Below are 16776 nucleotides of genomic sequence, written 5' to 3'. Positions count from 1 at the left end.
TCACCTCTTGGCATTGACCGGCGAGGCCGGGTCGAGCAGGAAGGCGGTCACATGGGCGGTCTCCTCCGGGGTGAGGATGCCGTGGTAGCCGGCGCGGTACATCAGCGAGCAGGGCATGCTGGCCCAGGCGTTGTAAATCTTGTCGTAGGTGTATTTGACCACCGCCTCGCTGGTGCCGCGCTGGCCGTAGTTCACCAGCCCTGGTCCCATGGTGCCTGCGCCCGGTTCTTTGGGGTCGCCGGTATGGCAGGCGTAGCAGTTGCCCTTACGCGGGTTGGTGAACAGGGCCTCGCCCTGTTTCCAGTCCCCCATCAGTTTGCCGTCGGCAGGGTACTTGATTAAAGCCCGTTGGCGCTCGAGGAAGGCCCCCACCAGCGCAGCCGGAATTTTGTCGCGGTACTGCGAGCATAAGGCCTGGTCGGGGTCTTGCTTCATGGCCTCAGCGAACTTGCTGCCGCCGCTTTGAATGGCCTGCTGAAGGCGCTGCTGGAAGGGGCTTCCCTGGGAGAGGGTGAGGCCCGCCAGCAGTAAAGCCAAAAGCCCAATGTAGTGTCTACCTTTCACCGATCCTCCTTATCCCGGCAATACATAACGCTGATCCAGCACCCGCATGCCGGGGCGCGGGGGGATGTTCACGGTTTTGACCTGTCGTAGGTATTCGGCGATCACGTCGTAGATGGGCCGGGGGGTGTGTTTTTCCACCAGGGTGCCGCTGCGCTGCAGCCGCCCCCCAAACGAGGCCAGGGTGTACTCCCGGTTGGGGTCGAGCCGCCGTCCTTTGATGGCCACGTTGCGGATGCGCTGACCGGTAGGGGCGTTCACCGCCAGGTCGTAGGTCAGGCCGTACACCCGGCTCATATCGCCGCCTTGCTGGTAGAAGGGGTCGGGGTTGAAGGTGTTGGCCGCTACGTCTTCCAACACGGCCAGAAGGCGTTCCCCTTTGAGGCGGAAGATGTAGAGCTCAGGGTAAGTATAGCCGGTGAAGGCCAGGAGCCGGTCCATGGTGATGGCCTGGCCTGGCAGAATGGTGGTGCCCCAGCGGGTGCCGGTGCTGAAGGCCACATCTACCTCGGGGTAGAGGGCCTGTACCGCCCGCCCGGCCAGCTCGTCGAAGGTAGAGTAGACCGAGTCGCGCTTGTACAAAAGCGTCTCGGTGGTGGCCAGCACCTGGTCGAGGTAGTCCAGGTGGGGGGCGTAGGCTTCCCGGAGGAAGGCCTCGAGCTCGGCATCGGGCTTGATCAGGTGGGTGGCTACGGGTAGGGTTCGGGCCCGCAGGTCGGCGATGCCACCTTTTTTCATCTGCAGGTCTACCCGTACCACGGCCTTGCCTGCCGAACCCCCAGCCACCAGCCAGGTCTGGCCTACCCGGATGGGGTTGGGGGTGAAGTCGTGGGTGTGGCCGGTGAGAATCAGGTCTATTCCCTTGATGCGCTCGGCCAGGGCTAGGTCGAGGGGTACCCCGTTGTGCGAGAGCAGGATCACCGCATCCACACCCTTGGCCCGTAGCTCGTCCACGTATTTTTGCAGCTCATTTTCCCGCACGCCAAAGGAGAGCCCCTCGCTAAACTCCTCGGGGTGGGAGACTTTTACATAGGGGAAGGTGGAGCCGATGATACCCAGCGTGTACCCGCCCTTCTGATGGATGGCGTAGGGGGGATAGACGGGGTCACCGAAAAGGTCGTCTACGATATTGAAGCTGATGATCTGGGCCTTGAGTTCTTTGACCAGCTCCTCCACACGCGCACGGCCCAGGGTGTACTCCCAGTGAAAGACCATGTGGTCAAAGCCCACCCGGTTCATCCAATCCACCACCACCTGCCCTCGAGTGCGCAGGGAGATGCCGGAGTTGGTCCAGGTATCGCCTCCGTCCAGCACCAGGGTACGCTCGGGGCCAGCCTGGGCCCGCTGCTGTTTGATGAGCGCACCGATGTAGGCCCCGCCCCCCATTGGCCCAAAGCGCTGGGCCAAGGCAGCAAAATCCACCGAGGAAAAGGTATAGGCCTCCAGGCTACCCCGGCGAATGCCGTAGTAGCGCAGGAAAGCCTCGCCGGTAAGGTAGCCAGGCCGGCCCTCCAGGGCCCTGGCTGCCAGCAGGTTGGGCGGCTCCATGAAGTAGTGGGGCCTTAGCTGGGCGTGCAGGTCGGTGTGGAAGAGCAGGGTGATGTGGCCGAAAGGCGGAAGGTCGTAGAGCGCCTCGGGGCGCTCCAAGACCTGGGCAAAGGCCCTAGGCGAGGTTACCCCTAAAGCCAGCAGAAGCTGCACAAGTTCGCGCCTGGTCACCGAGACCCCTTTCCTCCAAGCATAGATACCATACACAGGTATGGTTTGTTGGTTTGATAAGGCCGTGGCCTAGATGGGCCACGGCAGCGTCTAACGCTTCAGGGCAGGCTTGGTATTGAAGTCCGAGTTGGGATCCAGCAGATAGGCCACCACGTGGGCGATCTCCTCTGGCTTAAGCAGCCCCCCCACGCCGAAGCGGTACATCACCGTGCAGGGGAAGTAGGCCCAGGTATTGTAGATCACCTCGTAGGTGTACCTCTGAACTGCCTCGGAGGTACCGCGTTGGCCGTATTTCTCCAGGCTAGGCCCCACATTACCGCCAATGTTGAGGGGAGAGCCCACATGGCAGGAGAAGCAGTTGCCCCGGGCCAGGGTGTTGAAGATGGCCTCGCCCTGCTTCCAGTCGCCCATCAGCTTGCCGTCGGCAGGGTATTTGATGTTTTTGCGCTGCTCCTCGATGAAGGGGCCCAGTACCTCAGCAGGAAGCCGGTTGCGGTGGGTGGAACAAAGGGCCTGGGCGGGGTCTTGCCGTAACAAGACACTAGCGTAGTTCTGCCCCCCGGCCTGGATTAGGCGCTGGAGCTCCGGGGTGATGTAGGTAGTGCCAGTCTGGCCCTGGGCCAGTCCCAGCAGCAGGAGAAGCAAGGCAGGTAAATAGAATCGCCGCACAGCGCCTCCTTAGCGAATGAACCCCGGCAGATCCATCTTGCCCCCATAGGCCTTGGCGTTCATGAACAAGGTCAGGGCAATGATGGGCTCGGAGTAGAAGTCGGGAGCAGGCATACTCAGGTTACTGTAGCAAGCCCGGATGCGGTCGGCCATGGTCCAGGCCTGGTCGTTGGAGTAGCGGAAGGCGGGCCAGTGGCTGGCTACGCGCTTATCCCCCAGGATGTCCGAGTAGGGCAGTACCCCGGCCCGGCGGCCCACGTAGGTCACGTGACAGCTCGCACAGCCCATATCCCGAGGGCCCGCCCGCAGGTAGAAGAGTTTTTCCCCTAGTTCGTAGAGCCGCTTTTCCTGCGGCATCAAAGGGCGCACCGTCATGGGCTGGCCGTTGGATAGCGAGGCGATGTAGAAGGCAATGGCCACCACCTCGTTACGGCGAATCTGGTCGGGACGGAGGCCCTGTAGGTTGATCATGCAGCTGCGGATGCGCGAGTCGAGGTCTTCTACCTTGCGGGTATCGAAGAAGTAGCGGGGCAACCGTCCGACCACCCCCTCGAGCCTTCCAGGCCCACGGCCAAAGTCACAGGCCTCGAGGGAGGCATTTTTGGGGCCGCGCTTGGCTTTGAACAGCTCCTCTCCCTGGGCTGCGATCAGATCGGTGGGTAGAATGCCACCGCTTAGCTCCAGGAGTTGTTGTTTTTGTTTTTGGGCCTCCTCAAAGGGATCTACCTCCTCCTGGGCTAGGGCCAGCAAACCCACCAGAGCCAGGAGAATTACCCCTGCTAAACGCCAGAAGCGACCCATGTTCCCCCCTAGGCCAGGGTCAGGTCGGCAGTGCGCTCTCCGGTTTGGCCGTTTAGGTCCTTGCAGGTAACCTTGAGCTGGCCAGCTTTGGTGGCCTTCATCTTGAAGGCGAACAGGGGGTTGGCACTGGTGCCTGGCCCTGGCTTGACCTGGGCGATGAGCTGACCATCCATGGTGACGTTAACCTCGGTGATGTGATCAGCCGGGATCAGCTTGCCGCTGCTATCCCGCCGGGTGCCCGGCTCCATGGGGTGCTGCGCCACAATCTGCACCCGAACTTCCTCGCCGGCTTTGGGCCGGGCCGGATTGAAACGAACCAGGATATTAATCGCCATCTTTTCCTCCTTAACCGCAACCGCCTACCGTGACCCGCACAGCTTGCGAGGCCAGCAAGAACTTGCCGTCTTTGGTCTCCACCACTGCCCGCACGGGGGCGCTCTCGGCCACCCGCACCCGGGTGGCGTAGTAGGGTAGAACCCCGTTCAGCACCACCGAGAAGAGCAAGGGGTTGGCGTTCTTGTCGCAGAAGCAGTGGATGGCCTTGACCTGGTCAGCGGGCAGGCTAGCCTCGATCTCGACCGGTACATTGGCCCCCGACTCGGCGATGGTGGGGGCGACCAGCTTGACCTGCTGCGAAGGGGTCAGATCCTTGAAGCTCTTGCCCAGGGTCTGCTGTAGACCTTTTTCCAGGTTGGCGATGTCCTCACCCTCGAGGCCACCCTGGGCCAGGGCCGAAGTGAGCTGGGAGGCCAGCACCGCACCGGCTACGGCCCCTGCCGAGGCTTTCAAAAACTTCCTTCTATCCACAACCTTCACCTCCTGCTTTGGTGCAGATTTCCTGAAGCTCTTTCAGGAACTGTGCCCGGGTACGGCTGCCAAACAGCCGTCCCAATTCTTTCCACGTACCCCCCTGGGGTACGAGAAAGACGAAACTGGGTGTGCCAAAGGCCCGCATCTGTGCGCCAAGCGCGCGCCCCTCGGGGCTTTGGCTGTCCACGCTGGCCACCACAAAGCGGCGGACAAGAGCGCGGGAGACCGCTTCGTCGGAAAGCACGAAGGTGTTCATCTGGTCACAGTAGGGGCAGGCATGGCTCCAGAAATAGACCACCAGGATGCGCCCGTGCGACTGGGCGTACTGGCTGGCCTGGGCATAGGGATACCAACGGTCGAAGTCCACGCCCTGGGCCTTGACCAGTGGCAGGAGCCAGGTAAGCGCTAGTACAACCCATCGAACCATAACTCCCTTTGAGCTTTCCACTACCACCCCAGTTTATACTACCCAGGGGTATTTGCGTCAATAAGGCTTTGGGGTTTCCAGCTAGAAGCAGGCCGCAGGCGTCAGCCTAGTGTAGGCCTTTCAGGCTACTGTGGTTGAGGTTATTTCATTTGGATATACCCTACATTTCTTTAGGTATATTCCAGGTTTCTCCTTTATGATCTACTATGCCGAATAGTAAGTATGCCGAATAGTAAGGTTTTCCCGAAGTATATGTAACGCAACTCCTGGTGCTTTTGTAGGATATGCTTTTCAATGCTTTATTAACGTTGATACCCTTAGCAGGTATAGAGCGCACTGGGAGGAAATATGCACCGTTGGTTGCTAGTTCCGCTTTTTTTCGCAGTGGCCCTAGCTGTTTCGCCAGGCCAGATGGCTCCGGATTTCCGTCTGCGCGATGCTTCGGGCAAAATGTACACCCTGGCTAGCTTCAAGGGGAAGCCGGTGGTGATCACCTTCTGGGCCAGTTGGTGCCCGATTTGCCGGGCTGAGTTTCCCAAGCTGCACCAGCTTGCCCAAGAGTACAAAGTGCCCTTTGTGGTGATCAGCCGCGAGCCCCGCGACACCGACCAAGTAGTCCTCAACTACATGAAAAACCACCCTGCCTTCCTACCCCTGCTAGCGGCTCCTGGGGGGGATACCCCGGTGGCGGTGGCCAATCGTTACCGGGTGCTAGGGCAGCCTTGGACCTTTGTTTTGGATGGGGAAGGTAAGGTGGTGAACGTATACGCGGGCAGGGTGGAGGTGGAGTCGCTCAAAGATGACCTGGCTTTGGCGGGTTATCCCGAGTAGCGTGGAGCCCCGTCCAAAAACCGAGCAACCATCCGGCAGCACACCGAACGGATTGCCCGTACCGTGTTGGGGGGTGTTTCGTAGTTTGTCGCTGAGCTGTGGTTCAGCCTCTCCCATGCTGCGCCAGGACGTTATGCAGCGACAACCGACCGAAGGGAGGGGTGTCTTCTAGGATTCAGATTGTGCCGTGAGCGGCGCAACCCAGCCTCTGAACGTACTTGGTTTGAATGTTTGTCCTTTTGAATCCAGCATAAGGACGGTCAGTGTAGCGTGCGCTCCTTGTGGATGAGGCTGGCCAGGAGGAAAACGATGTCTTTGGACAGCCGGTCGAACTCGCTTTCCAGCATGGCCTGGGCAGCGGCCACGCCGCGCATCCGTAGGGTCTGAACCACCCGTGCAGCGTAAAGGTGAAAGCGCCGGTGGGCCTCGCGTAGCCGGGCAAACTCCGGGTGGAGCGAAAGGGTGCTGTGGGCGGCCTGACCGTAGAGCCACTGGCCCAGCACGCACTGGTTATCCTGCATGATGACCCCGATGTCCAGCTCTTCTTGGGACTGGCCCAGAATCTGATCCTCGAGCCGTTTGCGCCAGGCCAGATGGGCGTTGATGACTGCCTGGATGTCGAGGCCCATGAAATGCTGCTCGGATTCTTCTAGCTGGGGTGTTTCGGAGGGGGTTTTGCGGTTCCAGTTACGAAGCCAGTCAAATAGATTCATAATTTGAGTGTTATTAGGAAGTTATCAAAGATGTGTGGAAGGAGCCCTTTAGAAAAGCGTTATGCTCGTAACGGAGATTTTTTCAAGGCGACGCCTCGGAAAAAGGGTCTGCAATTGGTCTGATCGAGGTGGGCTGGTCTAGCCGTGCAAAACCCTGGGCAGGCTTTGCCAGAGGATAAAAACGCCCATCAGAAGCAAAAACCCGGCAAAGCCGCGCCTTAGGGTTAGCTGGGGGATGGAGGCAGCGATACGGCCCCCAAACAAGCTACCCACAATGCCCAAAGCGGCAAAGAGCCCGATGAGGTTCCAGTGTAGCGTGTAGCCCTGTTCGGGCAGCAGGTGCAGGTATTTGTAAAAGCCGCTGGCCGATTTCATGGCCACCACCACCAGGCTGGTGCCCACCGCCAGATGCATGGGCAGCCCGCCCAGTAGAACCAGGGCCGGTACGATCAAAAACCCTCCGCCCACCCCTACCAGTCCGGTCAGAACCCCAACCGCCAGCCCTTCCAGGAGAATTTTGAAAGGGGCACGCTTGGGTGGCCGGGCCAGGGCTTGTTGCGGGCGGAACATCATGTAGGCGGCCAGGAGCATCACCACCGCAAACAGCCCCAGTTGCCAAGCACCCGGCACCCAGCGGGAGAGGTAAGCCCCTAGGTAGGTACCGGCCATGCCGGGAAGCCCGAACCAGAGCACGCTGACCCAGTCGATCTGGCGCTTTAGGGCGTAGGGAATGGCTCCCACAAGGGCGATCAGGCCCACGATGGCCAGCGACTCGGCGATGGCCAGTTTATCCGGCTCGCCGACCAGATAGACCAGGATGGGCACCGTGAGGATAGAGCCTCCCGAGCCCAGCATGCCCAGGGCCAGCCCAATCAGCACGGCACCTGCCCAGGCTAGGAGCATGGGGCCTCCTGGGGGTGGAAGGGCGGTTCGGGATGGCTACGCTCGAGCCGGTATCCCTGGGCGGCATACCCCTGGATACCCCCCACCAGCTTACCCACCTCGAGGCCCTCGTATTCCAATACTTCGGCGGCCAGGCCAGCCCGGCTGCCGGTCGCACAGATGGTCACGATGGGGCTTTTCAGCTCGGAAAGATGCTCGAGGAGCTGTTCTAAGGGCAGGTTGCGCGAGCCTGGGATATGCCCAGCGGCATACTCCACCGGTGAGCGCACATCCAGGAGCAGTGCGCCCCGCTTTTGCCACAGGGATAGCTCGTTGGGGAAAACGTCCTGCATCACTTCACCGGGAGTTTTTGCTGCTTCCAGGATTCAATTCCGCCCACCAGATTGTAGACCTTGCTGGCTAGAAAACGCGCCGCGCGGGCACTGCGGCTGCCGCTGCGGCACTGACAGATAATTTCTTCGTTCCTGGGGAGTTTTTCCCACTCCGAAGCCAGCCTATCCAGGGGTAGCGGCAAAGAGCCGGGGATTTTGCCCTCCTGGCGTTCCAGAGGGGTGCGCACATCCAGAAGGATGGCGCCAGCCTTGGCTTTCTCGTAGGCCTCTGCAGGGCTGAGGCGGCCCACTGCCGCCCCACCGCCCAGCAGATTTTTGAGCCAGCCCATCAACGCGCCACCTCGAGCCCCGCGCTCATCCAGCCGTAGGTGCCGCCCTCGAGGTTGCCCACCTGCTCCTTGGTGAAGCCGTGCCCTACCAGGTATTCCGCCGCCTGCGAAGAACGGCCTCCCGAGGCGCAGACCACCACCAGCTTGCGGTCTTTGGGTAGGTTACCCACCTCGCCGACAAACCGGCCCAGCGGAATGTTGACGGCGCCGGGGATGTGCCCCATGGCGTACTCGTAGGGTTCCCGCACGTCCACCACATAGGCCCCCTCCTGAATCCACCGCAGGGCCTCATGGGGGGTGAGCTCGGTAAAAGCGGTGTCTTGGTAGGTTGCTTCCAGGGGCTGGGTGTCCAGGGGCAGGCCGGCCTGGTACCAGGCCATGATGCCCCCGTCTAAGTTGAACAGATGGGCATACCCCTTGGCCGAGAGCCATGCTGCGGCCTGGGCACTGCGGTTACCGCTACGGCAGTAGAGCACCACCGGCTGGTTTTTAGGCAGCTCCTGATAGCGCCCGGCAAACTCCGACAAGGGGATCAGCTGGGCCCCCTCGAGGCGCACCTGGGCGAACTCCTCTGGCTCGCGCACATCCACGAACAACACGTTTTGCCTTTGCAGCTTGCGGGCTTCTTCGGGAGTAATGTCTTTGTAGGGTACGGTCAGCATGGTTCTCCTTTAAGGGCTGGTGCAGGGGATGCCGGCCTCGCGCCAGGCTTTGAGGCCCCCCTCGAGGTGGGCCACCCGAGGGTAGCCGAGCTTCCTTAGGGTTTCCCGGGCTTCTTGCGAGCGGTTGCCGCTGCGGCAGTAGAGCAGCACTGGCTGGTCACGCTTCAGGTACTGCGCGGCCAGGCTGGACAGCTTAGAGAGCGGCAGCCTTAGGGCACCGGGTAGCACGCCCTCCTGCCACTCCTCCGGTTCGCGCACATCCACTACCTGGTAGCGGTCTAGGATCTGGTAAGCGGTTTTGGGGTCCAGATTAACCTGCATCATCTTTTGTGTGCCGTTTGCGTCATCGTCCAGAACCCACGGTGAGCCTTAGCCCACCGTGGGGAGGGAAACCTAAGCCCCTACGGCCTCGCGGGGCTGGCCTTTTTCCAGAGGGAAGCCTTCCTGCTGCCAGGCCCGGATGCCACCGGTCAGGTTGATGAGGTTGGTAAAGCCTGCCGAGAGCAAAGCGCTGATGGCAGTAGAGGAGCGGTCTCCGCCCAGGCAGTGCACCACCACTGGCTTGTCTTTGGGGATGCGGTCAAGGTTATGCATCACCCGCCCGGCGTGGATGTTCTGGGCCCCAGGGATATGCCCGGCCAGGTATTCGTCGGCTCCGCGCACGTCCAGGACGTGGGCCTGGCCTTTGTCCCACAGGGCCTTGGCCTCCGCAGCGGTGATCTGGGGAACGATTTCGAGTTCGCCTTCGGCATAGCCCTCGAGGCTGGGGATATACCCCACCACCCGGTCCAGGCCAATGCGAATGAGCTGAGCTACCAGCTCCTCAAGCCTATCCGGACTGGCCAGCAGAATCAGGTCTTTGTCGTAGGGGAGAAGCCATCCGGCCCAGGTCGAGAAATTTTTGCCTGCCGGGATGTTGATGGCCCCAGGGATATGCCCACCGGCAAAGGCCAGTTTATCCCGGGTGTCTACCAGGATGGCCCCTTCGGCCAGCTTGTGTCGGAACTGGGCCGGGGTGAACTGGTGAGGCCTGGGCAGGTCGCCTAGGATGGGCATTCCATCGCGGTTGAGCCGCTTCATCTGGGCGAAGTAGTAGGGGGCCTCGGGCTGGCCCAAGAGCAGGGCCTTCACAAAGCCTTCCTCGTCGTTCGTGCGCAGGTAGTCGGCCCACCAGGCAAAGCGTCGCTCATAGCCCACGGTGGTGCTGGCCACCGCCCCCAATCCCTTGCCACAGGCGCTGCCGGCTCCGTGGCCAGGCCAGACCTGTACGTAGTCGGGCAGGGTGAGGAACTTTTCCTTCAGGCTTTGGAACATGCGTCGGGCGCCCGGCTCGGCGGTGCCTTTGATGCCGGCAGCTTCCTCCAACAGATCGGGCCGCCCGATGTCGCTCACAAACACGAAGTCGCCGGTCAGGATGAAGCCGGGTTCGCTGGCCGCGGCCCCGTCCTGCACCAAAAAGCTGATGTGTTCGGGGGTGTGGCCAGGGGTGTGCACCACGGTGAGGGTGATGTGGCCCAGCTTAATCTGGTCGCCGTCCCGCACCAGCTGGTAGTCGAAGCCCTCGAGGCCCTTATACTTCCAGTTTTCGTCCCCCTCGTCCGAAAGGTAAAGCTTAGCCCCAGTGGCCCTGGCCAGCTCGCGGGCCCCCGAGAGGTAATCGGCGTGGATGTGGGTCTCGCTCACGGCCACGATTCTCATCCCGTTTTTGCGAGCCTCGTCCAGATAGACCTGAATATCCCGCCGGGGGTCGATCACGATGGCCGTGCCCTGCGACTGGCAGCCGATAAAGTAGCTGGCTTGGGCTAGACCTTCCTCGTAGATTTGCTTGAACAGCATTCGCAGACCTCCTGGCCTTGAGGATATATCCCTGGGGGGTATTTTGTCAAATACCCGGGGGGGATATGAAGCTGCCCGCACTCCTTCTCAGGATTGACCAAGGCCAGCGCTTGTGCAAGTAGCCCTTGGTTATGTGCGGTATGAGGGTGAGGGTATAATCCGAAACGAGCGTATATGCGGCTCAATCCGCGATATTTGGTGGTCTTTTGCGTGGTGGCTGAGCTGCGCAGCCTGAGCCGTGCCGCCGAGGTGCTGCATTTGAGCCAGCCCGCCGTTAGCAAAACCCTGAAGGCCCTCGAGGATGCCGTGCGCCAGCCCCTGTACAAGCGTACCCCGCAAGGGATTGCCCTGACTGAGGCGGGTAAGGCCTTGCTGCCCTATGCCTGTGCAGTGAACCGCAGCCTAGCCCAGGCCACCCGCTTTATTGAAGAGAAGCGGCATCAGCGGGTTCCTAGCCTCGAGGTGGGCCTGGCCTGGAGCCTGATACCCCGTTACCAGGTGGCGCTTTTGCACTGGGCCGAGGCCCAGCAGAGCCACTGCGCCTTTCAGCTGACCCACGGTACCACCTTGGAGCTCATCGCCCAGGTTTACCAACGCGACCTGGATGGGGCTTTGGTTCTGGGGGGAAGCGAGGCTTTGCCCGAGCCGTTGCAGGCCCGCCGCCTGACCACCGATGAGGCCGTGTTGGTGGTGGCACCGTCCCACCCCTGGGCCAGCCTGGGGGGGGTGGCCTTGGGCCAGCTCGAGAACATGACGGTTTTAGTGCCCCAGCGCAATTCGCGCCTGCGCCTGCGGCTAGAAGAGTTCCTCGAGCGCTACGGCATTGTGCCCCGGCGCTGGGTGGAGTGCGGTAGCCTGTTTGGGGTCAAGGTTGCAGCGGCAGCCGGACTGGGGGTGGGCATATCGGCCCGTTCCTTCGTCCAGCCGGAAATAGAGTCGGGAACCCTGCGGGTGCTTTGGATTGAAGACCCCGGCTTCACCCTGGGGGTGCACTGGGTGACCCATCCGGAAGGCTCGCTCAACCTGGCCACCCGTGAGCTATTGGGCTCGTTGTGGCGTGCCCTTAGCACACCCACAGGGGCCAGCCAGGCCCTAGCGGTGGGCGAGTGAGGCAAAGGCGGTGGGCTGAGGTCTAGCCGTTTCAGCGTTTGGGAGGCCTAGCGGTATACCACGCGGCGGCGCTCACCGGGGCCTTCTGGGCGTCGTTCTTTGCGGCCTAGGCGCGAGGGGCGCTCTTGCCGCTCTTCGGGGGGAACCTCAGTGGCCCGCATCAGGTGCAGGTCGCGCAAGGCCGAGGGGTCGAGCTGGCCGGCCTCTTCCGGACGGATGTCTACGTAGGCCGCGGTCTCGCCCTCGAGGCGAATCCGGCCCACCTCCCTTGCCCCAGCGGCCTTCAAGACGGCCACCGCTCGGTTGACGCTCAAGCGCGAGCCCCAGAGCTTGTAGGTGACCCAGTTCTCCTCGCCGGTAAGCAGGCTCTTAGGGGTAGGGGCGCCCCCAAGCAGCAAGGCCAGCAGGCCCGCAACGGCCTCGATGCCTCCTTCGGCGATGAGGCGCTCGGCCTGGTCGCGCCAGAGTTTTTTATCGGCAGCGGATTGCTGGGCAATGCGCCGAGCTAGTACCGCCCATTGGGCCTCCATCACCTCCTCGGGGGTAGGAGGGTTGACCCGTTTGAAGCTACGCTTGACCTCGCGCTCGAGGGCCTCGAGCTCACGCTTTTCCCGTGGGCCGTAGAGTATGACCACCTTGCCCGAGCGCCCAGCCCGCCCGGTACGGCCTGAGCGGTGCAGGTACGACTCGCTTTGATCGGGCAGACGGTAGTGCACCACCAGGTCTACCTCAGGGATGTCTAGGCCCCGAGCAGCTACGTCGGTGGCCACCAACACGCTCACGGCCCCGCTGCGGAAGCGCTCCATCACCCGCTCGCGGTCGATCTGGCCCATGTCCCCGTGGATGGGGGCAGCGCTGTGGCTCCGGTTCTCCAGGCCCACCGCCAGGTCGTTGCACTCGGCCTTAGTGCTGGTGAAAACGATGCTACGCTCAGGGGCATAGGCGAAGAGCAGGTCCGAGAGCAAAGCAAGCCGGTTGTGAAGGGGGGCCTGGATGGCCAGCTCCTGGTAGGAGACGGCCTCGTCTTTGATCACATTGATCAGGATGGCCCCCCGCTGGAAGCGCTCAGAAAGACGGCGGGCCCAGGTGGGTAGGGTCGCTGAGAACAAAAGGGTCTGGCGGGTGGATGGGGTAGCCTCAAGCAGCCGTTCCACCGCTTCTTCAAAGCCCATGGAAAGCATTTCGTCGGCCTCATCCAGCACCGCGATTTCGACTTTGGAAAGCTGGAGAACGCCCTGCTCGAGGTAGTCGAGGGCCCGGCCTGGGGTGGCCACCACCACATCGGTACCCCGGCGCAAGGCCTCGGCCTGCTTGCCATAGCCGGTGCCACCGTAGATGGGCGTGATGCTTAGGTGGGGGGCCAGCCATTCCAGCTCCTTGGCTACCTGCAAGGCCAGCTCGCGGGTAGGGGTGAGCACCAAGGCCCTGGGTGCCCGTCCGCGCTCGCGGGCGGCGTCCAGGCGGTGGGCGATGGGGATGCCAAAGGCCAGGGTCTTACCGGTGCCGGTGCGGGCTTGACCCAACACGTCCTTGCCTTCCAAGGCCAGGGGAATGGCCGCAGCCTGAATGGGGGTGGGGGTGGTGAACCCTTTGGCCTGGATGGCCTGGGCGACTTCGGGGCGGAGGGTGAAAGCAGAAAATTCCATACATGTCCTTTTTGGGTGTGGGCTTTGGAAGAAACCCTATGGGTTCGAGCCGCTCATCCCAGAAAGAACCGAATGTTGAGACTATACCAGTGGGGTAAGGATGTACGGCTTCACTGAACCATGCGCCTGGCCGCACCCGTGGCTTTGAGTAGGCGCAACCCTAGCAGTGTGGAGGAGAGTGGGGGTTTTGTCAAGGGCGGGGTGTGCCCGGGAATAAGGCTGGACTGGGGGCATATGGCCGCCGAATGGGTGGCCAGGGTGGTATTGTGTGTTTGTTGCAGCGAGGTGTCATCGTTGAAGAATCTGCCTTCTAGAGGGCGTTGGGATGGGAGAGGATTCCGATCTGTTTGGGCTCGAGGCCCAGCTCGAGGTGGCCACCGACCCCGTAGTCCGCACCGAGTTGCTCATTCGCCTAGCCTCGGCATGGTCGGCCAGGGATGTGCCGCGGGCCCTTGAACTGGCCCAGCAGGCCATTGCAGAAGCCAGGGCAGCCGGGTATACCTCCGGCGAGGCCAGTGCCTATTTTGAGCTGGCGTGGGCCCACCACAACCTGGGGAACCAGGCTCAGGCCTTGGACAACTTTCAGAAGGCACTGTTGCTTTACCAGGAGTTGCGTGACCCCAAGGGTACAGCAGACAGCTTGCGCGGCTTGGGGATCGTACACGACTCGCTGGGCAACTATGAGAAGGCCATGGAATATTTCGTGGAGAATTATCGGCTTCACCAAAGCCAAGGGGATTTGAGTGGGCAGGCCAGTACACTCAACAGCATAGGGATTATATGTTCGAAGAATGGGCAGCTGGAGGAGGGGCTGGCCTATTATCGGCAAAGTTGCGCCCTGGCACGGCAATTGGGAGAACGGCGGCTCATCTACATGACCCTCAGCAATATGGGAATTGCGCTGAAGAACCTGGGGCGCTTCGATGAAGCTGAGGCAGTGCTGAGGGAGGCTCTCGAGCAGATCGGGGCCTTGGAACACCTATCCAGGGGAAGTGTGTTAAACAACCTGGCCTTGGTTTACGAGCACCAGGGGCGCGCCGAGGAGGCCGAGCGATTGCATTGGCAAAGCCTCGAGCATTTCCGTCTAGGCAAGCAGGCAACAGGAGAGGTGGAGGCGCGGTTGTGCTTGGGGCGGCTATACCTGCGACTGGGACGGCTGGAAGAGGCCCTTATTCTCCTGCAAGAAGCCCTGGCTCTAGCCCAGCACACGGCACAAAAGCCCAAGCAGTCTGAAGCCCAACAGGCCTTAGCCGAGGTATATAAGCAGCGGGGAAGCCTGGCCCAAGCCCTCGAGCACCTGGAGGCTGCCCAACGGCTGGAACGGCAGGTATTCAACGAGAACACCGATCGTCGGCTGAAGAACTTGCAGATTAGCTTCCAGGTAGAGCAGGTGCGTCGCGAGGCTGAACTCGAGCGCCGCAAGAATGCGGAGCTGGCCCAGGCCTATGCCGAGCTGAAGGAGCTGCATGAAGCCCTGCGGGAGGCCGACCGGCAGAAAACCCTTTTGCTACAAGAGCTCGAGCGGCTCTCCTTGGAGGATGCCCTGACCGGGCTTTACAACCGTCGCTACCTAGATGGCCGCCTGGCAGAGGAATTCCACCGGGCTCGCCGCTACCAGCACCCCCTTTCCCTAGCCATTGCCGATGTCGACGACTTCAAACAGATCAACGACCGGTTCTCGCACGCGGTGGGCGATGTGGTTTTGCGCACCGTGGCCCGGTTGCTGCGGCAGGCCTGTCGTGAGACCGACCTAGTAGCCCGCTATGGCGGAGAGGAGTTTGTTTTGCTCTTCCTCGAGGCAAGTCAGGAGCAGGCTCGGAATGTTTGCGAGAAGATACGCTTGATTGTGGCTGAATATCCTTGGCATACCCTTCATCCGGGCTTGCGGGTTACCCTTTCCATAGGTTTGAGCAGCGACCTCAGCCTAGAGAGCCCGGCTCATCTGCTAGCCGAAGCCGATCGCAACCTCTATCAGGCCAAGCGCTTGGGCAAAAACCGGGTTGTCTAAGCCCTAGTTCAGTGGGGTAGGGAAGGGGCCGCTCGAGGGGGTGGGCTTTCGCAAGCCAATGGGCTGGCTTGCCAGCAAGGAGGGAGAGGCAGGTTGTGCTTGATGCGTTCGGCTAGCTCCTGGGTTTCGGGCATAGGGGTGTCGCCCAGTTCCTCTTTCAGAAAGCGGGCCAACCGGCGGTAGTGCTCGATGGCTCGGTAACGCTCGCCCGCGGCGGCCAGGCACCACATCAGGCGCTGGTGGTAATTCTCGCCCAGATAAGGGTCGGCTTGTAGGGCCTGCTCGAAGTACCGGCTGGCCGCGGCCCAGTCGGCCTGCTTTTGGTGGATCAGGGCTACCTCCAGCAAAGCTCGGATATAGGCGTTTTTGTGTTCTTCTCGCGGCTGGGCGACCCAGTTGTCTTTGAAACCGGGTAGATACTCGCCCAGGTAGAGCACCAAAGCCTTTTGATAGGCTTGGCTTGCAAACGCAGAGTCGCACAGGGGGCTTGCTGTGCTTCCTGGAGGGCCTGATAAAAAGCAAACAGGTCACTGCTGCGTAGTACGGCCTCAGCCAGGCGGTAGCGCCCGTATTCCTCCACGATGACCCCAGGGTAAAGGGCGGCTCGAACGCGGAACACCGTTACGCGAAAGCGGTTGTTGGCCATGGGGCTAGGGTCGAGACCCCACAAAGCCTCGAGGATTTCCTCTCTGCGGCGACCCTTAGGATGGGAGAACAGGTAGAAGAAGAAAGCTACCGCGCTGTGGGCGTGCCATTTGGCGGGCTGGCCGCCTACCCATACCCCCACCTGGCCCAAGGTATGAATCCGCAGCTCAGGTGGGGGTTGTTCCGCTCGGGGCAGCGACCTGCTCATGTCTTAATTCTGTTACAACTCCATTACCGTTTCATCCGCCAAAGGAAGTAGAAACTGGCACTAACACCCTGGTAATGTCCTTGCGTCACCCTGAGGTGGGTTGTGGGAGGCGTCCATGTTTCGCCACATCTTGGTGTTCATGGGGCTGGGCGAGGGCAGTTTGGCGGCGGTACAGCATGCTTTCTGTCCCGCTGGCTGGGGTGTAGTGTGACCCTGCTGCATGTGCTCGAGGACACCGAGGCCACCGTTGCCCAGATTTTTTGCGCTGCAAGAGGCTCGGCCTAAACCGGTAGTGCTGCTGGTAGAGGCCCAAGAGCAGAGTGTGGGCGAGGTTGTAGCTGGCGCTATCCGGAAAATCCGGGCCGGCCTGATCGTCGTTGGTCGCTGCGATGGACCCCGGCCAGGCGCGCCCAAGCTAGGACAGGTGGCGCAGAGCATAGTGGCTGGGGCTGGGGTGCCGGTGCAGGTGGTGCCCGCTGGAAAGCCGGCAGGGTCTAGGCTTTGGTCCCTTATGGAGCGGCACGAAATCTGAGGCCCACAGAACCGGCGGGGTAGCCTCCGGCCTG

General features: G+C 61.6%; 20 protein-coding genes. 4 read left to right on the top strand and 16 right to left on the bottom strand.

Annotation, left to right across the window (positions count from 1 at the left end; all coding sequences use genetic code 11):
• The 7 genes from soxX (G552_RS0100295) to G552_RS0100265 form a co-directional block, all read right to left on the bottom strand.
• The gene (gene soxX, locus G552_RS0100295) at window positions 1-564 is read right to left on the bottom strand and encodes a sulfur oxidation c-type cytochrome SoxX (RefSeq protein ID WP_027881194.1); all 564 of its coding nucleotides are present in this window, start codon (window positions 562-564) and stop codon (window positions 1-3) included.
• Window positions 565-573: 9 nt separating this feature from the next.
• Window positions 574-2280 carry a thiosulfohydrolase SoxB gene (soxB, locus tag G552_RS0100290; RefSeq protein WP_027881193.1) on the bottom strand — a complete coding sequence of 569 codons (1707 nt, stop codon included), beginning with the start codon at window positions 2278-2280 and terminating at the stop codon, window positions 574-576.
• A 90-nt stretch (window positions 2281-2370) separates the two neighbouring features.
• Window positions 2371-2949, bottom strand: a complete 579-nt coding sequence (soxX, locus tag G552_RS0100285; RefSeq protein WP_027881192.1) for a sulfur oxidation c-type cytochrome SoxX — start codon at window positions 2947-2949, stop codon at window positions 2371-2373.
• A gap of 9 nt (window positions 2950-2958) precedes the next feature.
• The gene (gene soxA, locus G552_RS0100280) at window positions 2959-3750 is read right to left on the bottom strand and encodes a sulfur oxidation c-type cytochrome SoxA (protein WP_027881191.1); all 792 of its coding nucleotides are present in this window, start codon (window positions 3748-3750) and stop codon (window positions 2959-2961) included.
• A gap of 8 nt (window positions 3751-3758) precedes the next feature.
• Window positions 3759-4085, bottom strand: a complete 327-nt coding sequence (gene soxZ / locus G552_RS0100275; RefSeq protein ID WP_027881190.1) for a thiosulfate oxidation carrier complex protein SoxZ — start codon at window positions 4083-4085, stop codon at window positions 3759-3761.
• Between the two features lie 10 nt (window positions 4086-4095).
• The gene (gene soxY, locus G552_RS0100270) at window positions 4096-4557 is read right to left on the bottom strand and encodes a thiosulfate oxidation carrier protein SoxY (RefSeq protein WP_027881189.1); all 462 of its coding nucleotides are present in this window, start codon (window positions 4555-4557) and stop codon (window positions 4096-4098) included.
• Window positions 4550-4987, bottom strand: a complete 438-nt coding sequence (locus G552_RS0100265) for a thioredoxin family protein (protein ID WP_027881188.1) — start codon at window positions 4985-4987, stop codon at window positions 4550-4552. The genes soxY and G552_RS0100265 overlap by 8 nt, the downstream gene beginning before the upstream one ends.
• 348 nt (window positions 4988-5335) lie before the next feature.
• Between G552_RS0100265 and G552_RS0100260 the strand changes: the two genes are divergently transcribed.
• Window positions 5336-5818, top strand: a complete 483-nt coding sequence (locus G552_RS0100260; protein ID WP_036270061.1) for a TlpA family protein disulfide reductase — start codon at window positions 5336-5338, stop codon at window positions 5816-5818.
• A gap of 260 nt (window positions 5819-6078) precedes the next feature.
• Here the strand turns inward: G552_RS0100260 and G552_RS15780 are convergent, their stop codons facing one another.
• From G552_RS15780 to G552_RS0100225, 7 genes are all read right to left on the bottom strand, one after another.
• Complete coding sequence (locus G552_RS15780; protein ID WP_051195613.1) at window positions 6079-6531, bottom strand: CZB domain-containing protein; 453 nt, start codon at window positions 6529-6531, stop codon at window positions 6079-6081.
• A 138-nt stretch (window positions 6532-6669) separates the two neighbouring features.
• Window positions 6670-7434 carry a sulfite exporter TauE/SafE family protein gene (locus tag G552_RS0100250; protein ID WP_027881186.1) on the bottom strand — a complete coding sequence of 255 codons (765 nt, stop codon included), beginning with the start codon at window positions 7432-7434 and terminating at the stop codon, window positions 6670-6672.
• Complete coding sequence (locus G552_RS0100245; RefSeq protein ID WP_027881185.1) at window positions 7425-7766, bottom strand: rhodanese-like domain-containing protein; 342 nt, start codon at window positions 7764-7766, stop codon at window positions 7425-7427. The genes G552_RS0100250 and G552_RS0100245 overlap by 10 nt, the downstream gene beginning before the upstream one ends.
• Window positions 7766-8095: a rhodanese-like domain-containing protein gene (locus tag G552_RS0100240; RefSeq protein WP_245575068.1), complete on the bottom strand. Its 330-nt coding sequence runs from the start codon at window positions 8093-8095 to the stop codon at window positions 7766-7768. Before G552_RS0100240 ends, G552_RS0100245 begins: the two co-directional genes overlap by 1 nt.
• Window positions 8095-8757 carry a rhodanese-like domain-containing protein gene (locus G552_RS0100235; RefSeq protein ID WP_027881183.1) on the bottom strand — a complete coding sequence of 221 codons (663 nt, stop codon included), beginning with the start codon at window positions 8755-8757 and terminating at the stop codon, window positions 8095-8097. The genes G552_RS0100240 and G552_RS0100235 overlap by 1 nt, the downstream gene beginning before the upstream one ends.
• A gap of 9 nt (window positions 8758-8766) precedes the next feature.
• Complete coding sequence (locus tag G552_RS0100230) at window positions 8767-9078, bottom strand: rhodanese-like domain-containing protein (RefSeq protein ID WP_051195612.1); 312 nt, start codon at window positions 9076-9078, stop codon at window positions 8767-8769.
• Window positions 9079-9150: 72 nt separating this feature from the next.
• A complete protein-coding gene (locus G552_RS0100225) occupies window positions 9151-10593 on the bottom strand; it encodes an MBL fold metallo-hydrolase (protein WP_027881181.1) in 1443 nt (480 codons plus the stop codon).
• Window positions 10594-10767: 174 nt separating this feature from the next.
• Between G552_RS0100225 and G552_RS14460 the strand changes: the two genes are divergently transcribed.
• Window positions 10768-11703 (top strand): LysR family transcriptional regulator, encoded by a 936-nt coding sequence (locus tag G552_RS14460; protein ID WP_051195611.1) that lies wholly within the window; start codon window positions 10768-10770, stop codon window positions 11701-11703.
• 47 nt (window positions 11704-11750) lie between these two features.
• On the opposite strand, the gene G552_RS14455 is transcribed toward G552_RS14460, so the two are convergent.
• Window positions 11751-13349: a DEAD/DEAH box helicase gene (locus tag G552_RS14455; protein WP_036270060.1), complete on the bottom strand. Its 1599-nt coding sequence runs from the start codon at window positions 13347-13349 to the stop codon at window positions 11751-11753.
• Window positions 13350-13674: 325 nt separating this feature from the next.
• On the opposite strand from G552_RS14455, the gene G552_RS0100210 reads away from it, so the two are divergent.
• A complete protein-coding gene (locus tag G552_RS0100210; RefSeq protein WP_027881180.1) occupies window positions 13675-15357 on the top strand; it encodes a tetratricopeptide repeat-containing diguanylate cyclase in 1683 nt (560 codons plus the stop codon).
• Window positions 15358-15365: 8 nt separating this feature from the next.
• Here G552_RS0100210 and G552_RS16645 read toward each other — a convergent pair whose 3' ends face one another.
• A complete protein-coding gene (locus G552_RS16645) occupies window positions 15366-15794 on the bottom strand; it encodes a bacterial transcriptional activator domain-containing protein (RefSeq protein ID WP_245575067.1) in 429 nt (142 codons plus the stop codon).
• A 663-nt stretch (window positions 15795-16457) separates the two neighbouring features.
• On the opposite strand from G552_RS16645, the gene G552_RS14445 reads away from it, so the two are divergent.
• Window positions 16458-16742: a hypothetical protein gene (locus G552_RS14445; RefSeq protein WP_156890650.1), complete on the top strand. Its 285-nt coding sequence runs from the start codon at window positions 16458-16460 to the stop codon at window positions 16740-16742.
• Window positions 16743-16776: the final 34 nt, after the last annotated feature.

Source organism: Meiothermus rufus DSM 22234, from assembly GCF_000423425.1.
In the GTDB taxonomy this organism is placed as follows: Bacteria; Deinococcota; Deinococci; order Deinococcales; family Thermaceae; genus Meiothermus; species Meiothermus rufus.
Note: the sequence above shows the minus strand (reverse complement) of the source record. Positions and strands in the feature narration are given on the sequence as shown.